This is a genomic window from Pleurocapsa sp. CCALA 161 (assembly GCF_003003995.1).
Lineage (GTDB): Bacteria > Cyanobacteriota > Cyanobacteriia > Cyanobacteriales > Xenococcaceae > Waterburya.
This window is the reverse complement of the sequence record NZ_PVWF01000162.1, coordinates 1-7,986: the sequence shown is the minus strand read 5'-3', so window position 1 is coordinate 7,986 and position 7,986 is coordinate 1. Positions and strand designations below refer to the sequence as shown.

Here is a 7,986-nt window from a genome sequence, read left to right as displayed (position 1 = left end):
CGCTTTTCCCTAACGTTCCTTGTTCGGGAACAGTAGTAATATCTAAACCACGAGACTTTAACAGAGTAGCTACTAAAGCCGACATATCCTCATCGGTGTAGAGAGAAGCGAACATTACGATGATTCGTTTAAGGCAGCTTTGACAACAGGATGAACTAATTCATTGGGTACTTGGTTGCTTTCAATATAATTATCGATCTTTATCTGATTATCTAAATAAAAACTCAAAGCATCAAATACTTGTGCCAACGTTAAATGAGGTAGATGATTTAATATTTCTTCTGGCATAATACCCATTTGCCACAAACCGACAATAGCCCGAACAGAGGTTCGAGTATCGATGATAATTGGTTCTCCGTTTAATATTTCAGGATTTTCTGTTACGTAACGGGATAAGGCAGTGGCAGACATAAACTTACTGCTGGATAGCAAAGTATTTTACTTAGTCTATCAAGTATAGTCATAGAAACATAGTTTACAATCTTTCCACTTCCCTGATTTCCTACTTTCCCAAATCCTCCACCAAATCTAGAACATAAAACAACTTCATCTAAAAAACTCCGTACAGCGATCGAAAAACTCCGTCTAGAGATCGTCTAGTTTTATTAAAACCTATAGGATACTTTTCATACCCAAATTAGTTGAGAGAAATTATCAACTACTGAATTAGGTTATTAGTTATTACTAAGGTGTGTGTTGCGATCGTGAAATTAATTCAACGTTATTGTTATTTACTATTATTCGGTCTTGTTTTTCCCTTGGCAACTGTGGATGCTGTTGCTGCGAGTGAGACGACTATCAAGGCAGGGGAGCAGAAGAGATTTACGGCTTCGGATTTGGTAGCGCAGAATAATTTGACACGGGTTACGGGAGTTGAAGTTATTCAAACCGAGTCGGGGTTAGAATTAGTTTTAGAAACTGTAGCGGGAAGTGAAAGGTTAGTACCGTTGATTGTGCCAGAGGGTAACAATTTAGTAATCGATATTTTCGATGCAACCTTGGCTTTTTCGATTCGGAATGGCGTGACCGAACTCAATCCCGCACCAGGGATTAATAGAGTTACGGTTAATCAGGGCGAGGATAATAGTATTCAGGTCAGGATTGCGGGGGAGAATCAAACTCCTAACGCGGAAGTAGTATCAGGAAGAGACGATTTGGTTTTAACGTTTAGGCTGGGAAGTCCCACGCTGTAAACGAGGGCGATTTAAGTATAGCGCAGCTATACGCGCCCAATGTTTCAGCGTTGGGACGGGCGGTATAAACGCCTGGGGAAACCCCAGGCGACACGCCCTCATGAAAAGCCTGTGAGCTTTGCGAACAAGTAGTTTACCAACACGCCATAAACATGGTAAATTATCTATATGATTCTAAATTACACTTACCGCATTTACCCAGATAGCAACCAAATTGACCAGCTCAACGAGTGGTTAGAGACTTGTCGCGTCAGCTATAACTATGCGCTACGGGAACTAAAAGATTGGATCGCATCTAGAAAATGTCCAATTGATAGATGTAGTTTGGAATCAGAATATATCATGGCTGCGAATTATCCGTTTCCTAGTTACCACCAACAACAAAACAATCTGCCCAAAGCAAAGAAACAATTCCCCAGGCTAAAAGTAGTACCCTCTCAGGTACTCCAAACCAATATTAGACGTTTGCATGATGCCTGGGATTTCTTTCAAAAGCGCGGATATGGCTTCCCTCGATTCAAAAAATATGGACAGATGAAGTCTTTGTTGTTTCCTCAGTTCAAATCTAATCCTTTGACCGACTGGACTATACAACTACCCAAGTTAGGTAAAGTGCAAATCAATTTGCATCGGCAAATACCAGAGGGGTTTGTTGTAAAACAAGCAAGGGTAGTCAAGAAAGCAATGGGTTGGTTTGCCGTGGTAGCAATTGAATCGGATATTGAGCTTCCTAGTCCTGTGCCTCATGGTCATACAATAGGTGTAGATGTTGGTCTGTTGTCTTATATAGCAACATCGGACGGATATACCGAACCCAGACCTAAGTTTTTCAAGACAGCCTACAGTCGGCTAAAAGTGCTACAAAAGCGTCTGTCTAAGAAACAAAAACGAGGCGAAAACTACGAGAAAGCAAGAATCAAAGTAGCCAAACAACATAATCACATAGCATTCAAGCGTACCGATTATCAGTTCAAATTAGCTCATAAACTATGCTCTATGGCAGATACAATCTTTGTAGAGGATTGTGATTTCCGCATCATGGCAAAAGGAATGTTAGGTAAACATACGATTGATGCTAGTTTTGGACAGATGAGAACAATCTTAGAATACGTAGCTCTCAAGCGAGATGTATTTGTCGGACGAGTAGACCATCGTGGAACGTCTCAGACTTGCCCTAACTGTAGAGCTACAGTAAGAAAAGATCTAAGTGTTCGGTTACATGAATGTAGCGAGTGTGGTTATGTTGTGGATAGAGATATAGCTTCGGGACAGGAAATCTGTAACCGAGGAGAAGAAACGTATCGGGGGACTCCCGAAAAGCAAGAAATTGGCTCTCAAGTCGTACTGTCGGGGAACTTAGTTCTAGATAAGTGGCGCAATTCAACTTTGGTTGTTAGGGGAGCAATGCTCAATAGTGATATTGGGAAGCCCACGCTATATTGCGATAGCAATTAGCGTTGGGAGGATGTCACGTGTCACTCCTAAAAGGGCGACAGCAGAACAAGAATCAGATGAGCAGATTGAGGTTATTGCCACAGGAGAAGCAGAAGAGGATGATTACACCGTAGATAGTGCGAGTACGGCAACTGGAATAGACACATCATTTCGAGACATTCCCCAATCAATTCAGGTAGTACCGCGACAGGTAATTGAAGACCGCAATACCAGAACAGTTCAGGAGACTGTTGAAACAGTTAGTGGCGTTGTTGACAACGGTAGTAACTTGGGAGTTCCTACACAATCACTAACTATCAGAGGATTTGAGCAATCAGGAAATTTTCGCAATGGTTATCGCGACGCTACACGGTTCGATATAGCAGGAGGCACTAACACGATTGAGCAAATAGAGGTGCTAAAAGGACCCGCTTCTATTCAATTTGGACAGATAGAACCAGGCGGTGTTGTTAACGTTATTACTCGGCAACCTCTAAATGAGCCGTATTATAGCCTAACATTCGAGGCAGGTAATTTTGACTTCTATCAGCCCATCATAGATTTGTCTGGTCCGCTTACAGCAGATGATAAAGTGCTTTACCGCTTTATTGCCAGCTATGAATCAGCAGGAAGTTTTCAAGATTTTGTCGAGACTGATTTTATTACTGTAGCTCCTTCAATAACGCTTAATATTAGCGACCGAACAAAACTAAATTTTTATTATGAGTACCTGGACTTTAATGGAGATCCACCAATAAGTTATGCTGTACTCAATGATGGTAGTCTAACTCCACGAGATCGACATCTTTCATATCCTGACTTTGCGTTAGCTGATGTAACCACTCAGAAGCTGGGATATATTCTGAATCATGAGTTTAACGAAAACTGGCAAATTCGCAATAATCTTGCTGTTGTCTTAAGTGATACTGACAATAGAGAAATAGTCGGTGCTTCTTTAGTCGATGAGAGCTTTTTAGCTTTAGAAGCCTACGATGCCGATTATTCTAGTGATAATTATTTTGGACAAATCGATCTAGTTGGAGAGTTTGAGACAGGAACGATCGCTCATCAACTTGTAGCAGGATTCGACTTTAACATAAGAGATGATGAGAATTTATATAATTTCGATACTGACCTACCTCTTTTAGACATTTTCAACCCCGATTATAATATCTCAGAACCAGACTATGTACCGTTTTTTCAGAACGAAGGTACTACCGAATCCTACGGAGTTTTTCTTCAAGATCGGATTGAGTTTACCAATAACCTAAAATTGCTAATTGGCGGTCGCTATGATTGGATATCTAGTGAACGTGAAACTAGTGATTTTGGTGGATCTACTCCTGGTATTACAGAAAATGATGATGATGCTTTTAGTCCCCGCATTGGCTTAGTGTATCAGCCCAGCGATACAGTTTCTCTTTACAGTAGCTATAGTCGCTCTTTTGTAACCTCTGGAGGAACTAACGCCGATGGCAGAGAGTTCGAGCCAACCAGAGGAACTCAATACGAAGTCGGCGTAAGAACTGAATTTTTGGATGACAGGTTGTCAACTAATCTAGCAGCCTATCATCTTACTAAAACTAATGTGACAACTACTGACCCTGATAACATTCAGTTTTCTATTCAAACTGGGGAGCAACGCAGCCAGGGGATTGAGCTAGATGTAACAGGTGAAATTTTACCTGGTTGGAATATCATTGCATCCTATGCTTACACCGATGCAGAAGTTACCGCAGATAACGATACTCCTGAAGGCAATCAATTGCCAAACGTACCAGAGAATCAGGCTAGTCTTTGGACTACTTATGAGATTCAGCGAGGAGATTTGCAGGGTTTGGGATTTGGTCTAGGACTATTTTATATCGGTGAACGGCAGGGAGATTTAGACAACTCATTTCAGATTAATGATTATTTGCGGACTGATTCAGCCCTTTATTACCGACGCAATCGCCTCAAGACGGCAATCAATATCCGCAATCTTTTTGATATAGATTACGTTAGATCTAGTTTCGCCGATGAAATCTATATCGAAAGAGGTGAACCATTTACTATTGTCGGTTCTGTAGGTTGGGAGTTCTAACTCTTCACCATACCTGACGAATTAGGTAATTTAACTCCAATTAATTAGAGTCATGCTTGAAGATTCTTTGAATACTAACGTACCGACATGCTTTCTTGTAGATTGAGTAGTCCTTAAAATTGAGATGAGAATCCAGATTCAGTTTAATCGCTTAATTCATCTATTTTTAATAGGGTTTTTGGCATTTTCATTAGTTTCCGCCTGTGCCAAAACAGATGATACCACTATGACAAACTTGCAACAGCCAGCAGAGGATTGCAGAATTGTACAACATACAATGGGACAAACCTGTATTCCTTTAAAGCCTCAGCGAATCGTAGCACTGGATCTGGAGATTTTAGGAAATTTGTTAGCAATGAATATAGAACCAATTGCTACTGCCAGTTATATAGAGGTTACTGAAAAGCCCTTTCCGAAATATTTTCCAGACCGATCGGAAGATATCAAACACGTTGGTTCGCCAGATACACCGAGCTTAGAAAAGATTTTGCAAGCGAAACCCGATTTAATTGTAATGAATGATTATTTGGAAGGTTTTTATGACCAGGTTTCCCAAATTAGCCCTACTATTGTCATGCAAACTGAATCTCCCTGGAAGCAGAAACTGGTAGCTTTGGGCAAAATATTAAACAAAGAAGATATTGCTAACCAGTTAATTAATAACTATATACAACGTATCGACGAGTTAAAACAGGCTTTAGGAGATAGACGCACAGAGCTTATAGTTTCCATTGCCACTATGACGCAAAGTTTCGGAATTTGGTCATATGGCTCTAAACATCCTCTTAGCATTGTTCTAAATGACCTTGATGTTCAGCGTCCGCCATCACAAGTCGGAGACTTTGTTTACACTGGGCTTATCTCTATTGAAAAATTAGATGCGATTGATGGTGATGTCCTTTTTTTTCTAACCAGACATAAAGAGGAAGACAACAAAGCGATCGCCAAATTACAAGAAAACCCTTTATGGAAACAATTAAAAGTCGTACAAAGCGATCGTGTGTACGAAGTGGATATGGATCACTGGTACTTAGACAACAGTATTTTGGGAATCAATGAAGTGATTGACGATTTGGAGCGATATCTTGTTATTCCTTAACTAAAACAATTACTTAAAAAAATACCAAAATGCCTAATAAAACTATCGGATTGAGCGATGTACCCGAAACCCAACAGCAATCGCTCTATGATTACCTACTTTCTGTCTCCCTCCGAGAACCTGAAGTTCTAACGCAACTACGACAAGAAACCGCAGCAATAGAAGATGGAGATATGCAAATAGCTCCCGATCAGGGACAGTTTATGGTTTTGTTAATTAAGCTGATTAATGCTAAGAAAACTCTAGAAATTGGCACTTTTACAGGCTACAGTACTCTCTGTGTAGCTCTGGCACTACCCGATGATGGCAAGATAATTGCTTGTGACGTTGATGAAGAGTATACCGCGATCGCAACTCGTTATTGGCAAGCTGCGGGGGTGGCAGATAAAATTCAGCTAAATCTTGCTCCCGCTTTAGATACTTTAGATCGTTTGTTAGAAACAGGACAAGCAAACACCTTTGACTTTGCCTTTATCGATGCGGATAAGGATAATTACGATGCCTATTATGAAAAGTGCCTTCAGCTAGTTCGTCCAGGTGGACTAATTGCGATCGACAATACCCTTTGGTGCGGGAGAGTAGTCGATCCCGAAAGACAGGACAAAGATACTATTGCGATTAGAAATCTCAATCAAAAGCTTAAGGGCGATCGGCGTGTGGAATTGAGTTTATTAACTATCTCCGATGGACTTACTTTGGCTCTCAAAAAATCCTAATTGTCAACTACGCTTCAGGCTACTCTTGCTGCTTAAAATATAGTGCGTAAATTTATCCTCATCTGGTTCGGACAAATGATTTCTATGATTGGTTCGAGCATGACTTGGTTTGCTGTATCAATCTGGATTTGGCAACTTACAGGTCGGGCTACGGATTTAGCTTTGTTTGGCTTTTTTTCTCAGTTACCGCAGATTTTTACGTATTTGATTTCGGGAACGATAGTCGATCGCACTAATCGAAAATTGTTGATGATTGTCGGCGATTTGATGACTGGGGTAATAACTATTATCCTGGCGGTTCTGTATTTTGGCGGTCATTTACAAATTTGGCATTTATATTTAACTGCTGCGATCGCGGGAATTTTTGAGCAGTGCCAAGGATTAGCCTTTGAAGCTTCTATTTCCACTCTGGTAGACCGTGAAGACTATACCCGCGCCACCAGTATGGGATTTATGGCAGAGTTTGCTTCCTATGGTCTTGGACCTGCCCTAGCTGGAGTTCTCTATCTGACTATCGGCTTGGGGGGAATTATGGCGATCGATATCGTTACTTTTGTAATTGCCATCAGTATTGTTTTATTAGTTCGTATTCCTCAACCAAAGCGGTTAGAAATCGAAACCAATTCTACAACACCGACATCTTTTTAGGCTAATTTGAAATAGACATATTCGACCGACTATCTTATCAACACAAGCGTTCCTAGCAAAATTAACCCTGTACCCATAATCATTTTTAGGGTCAACGGCTCTCCTAAAAACATTGCTGACAGTAACACAATTAAAACTAAGCTTGACTTGTCGATTGGGGCGACTAAGGAAGCAGGACCGAGTTGTAATGCTCTAAAATAGCAGAGCCATGATAGTCCTGTTGCCATTCCCGACAATACTAAAAACAACAGTGTCTTTTGATTTAGTTCAAATAACCCCTGAAACGTTCCCTCTGCATAAACTAATCCCCAGGCGATCGCTAAAATTACCACAGTCCGTATCGCTGTGGCTAGATTAGAACTAACATCTTCTACTCCAACTTTGGCAAAGATAGTAGTTAGAGCTGCGAAGAAAGCCGATAAAATAGCAAAGATCCACCAGGCTTGAATTCGATCCATGTTCTAAAACATCCTGCTTGTTGTTCATTATTTTGTGAGCGATCGCTAGTTTCGAGTCTTATTTGGCAGTTGTTCTTCTTGTATACTATTTCTCTGTATCTTACGTCCCATCGGAATACACATCGGCGTATCGGATAAAGGATCGGGTACGATACGACATTCTAGATTAAATACATCTCGTACAGTTTCTTCCGTCATTACCTGTTGGGGAGTTCCCGTAGCGTAGACTTTACCCTGCTGTACTGCTACTAAGTAATCCGCATAGCGACAGGAAAGGTTTAGGTCATGCAGAATCATGACAATGGTTTTACCCTTACTTTTTTGAAGTTCGTCCAGTAAATCTAGCAACTCTACC

At 40.7% G+C, this 7,986-nt stretch carries 8 protein-coding genes and 1 pseudogene; 6 read left to right on the top strand and 3 right to left on the bottom strand.

Annotated features, from left to right (window positions below; genetic code table 11):
* Window positions 1–114 precede the first annotated feature (114 nt).
* Window positions 115–411 carry a DUF433 domain-containing protein gene (locus tag C7B62_RS22990; protein WP_106243018.1) on the bottom strand — a complete coding sequence of 99 codons (297 nt, stop codon included), beginning with the start codon at window positions 409–411 and terminating at the stop codon, window positions 115–117.
* 293 nt (window positions 412–704) lie between these two features.
* Here C7B62_RS22990 and C7B62_RS22985 point away from each other — a divergent pair, with 293 nt between their 5' ends.
* From C7B62_RS22985 to C7B62_RS22960, 6 genes are all read left to right on the top strand, one after another.
* Window positions 705–1,193, top strand: a complete 489-nt coding sequence (locus C7B62_RS22985; protein ID WP_233220115.1) for an AMIN domain-containing protein — start codon at window positions 705–707, stop codon at window positions 1,191–1,193.
* 168 nt (window positions 1,194–1,361) lie between these two features.
* Entirely contained in the window at window positions 1,362–2,648 is a 1,287-nt protein-coding gene (locus C7B62_RS22980) for an RNA-guided endonuclease TnpB family protein (protein ID WP_106243013.1), read from the top strand.
* Between the two features lie 10 nt (window positions 2,649–2,658).
* The gene (locus C7B62_RS22975; protein ID WP_106243010.1) at window positions 2,659–4,710 is read left to right on the top strand and encodes a TonB-dependent siderophore receptor; all 2,052 of its coding nucleotides are present in this window, start codon (window positions 2,659–2,661) and stop codon (window positions 4,708–4,710) included.
* A gap of 124 nt (window positions 4,711–4,834) precedes the next feature.
* Window positions 4,835–5,809, top strand: coding sequence for an iron-siderophore ABC transporter substrate-binding protein (locus C7B62_RS22970; RefSeq protein ID WP_106243007.1), 975 nt, complete (start codon window positions 4,835–4,837; stop codon window positions 5,807–5,809).
* Window positions 5,810–5,838: 29 nt separating this feature from the next.
* Window positions 5,839–6,525, top strand: coding sequence for a class I SAM-dependent methyltransferase (locus C7B62_RS22965; protein ID WP_106243004.1), 687 nt, complete (start codon window positions 5,839–5,841; stop codon window positions 6,523–6,525).
* A gap of 42 nt (window positions 6,526–6,567) precedes the next feature.
* The gene (locus C7B62_RS22960) at window positions 6,568–7,173 is read left to right on the top strand and encodes an MFS transporter (protein ID WP_255414085.1); all 606 of its coding nucleotides are present in this window, start codon (window positions 6,568–6,570) and stop codon (window positions 7,171–7,173) included.
* 29 nt (window positions 7,174–7,202) lie between these two features.
* On the opposite strand, the gene C7B62_RS22955 is transcribed toward C7B62_RS22960, so the two are convergent.
* Together C7B62_RS22955 and C7B62_RS22950 are read right to left on the bottom strand one after the other, a co-directional pair.
* Window positions 7,203–7,631 carry an EamA family transporter gene (locus C7B62_RS22955; RefSeq protein ID WP_106242998.1) on the bottom strand — a complete coding sequence of 143 codons (429 nt, stop codon included), beginning with the start codon at window positions 7,629–7,631 and terminating at the stop codon, window positions 7,203–7,205.
* Between the two features lie 45 nt (window positions 7,632–7,676).
* Window positions 7,677–7,986: pseudogene (locus tag C7B62_RS22950) on the bottom strand (cobalamin/Fe(3+)-siderophore ABC transporter ATP-binding protein); the annotation flags it as partial.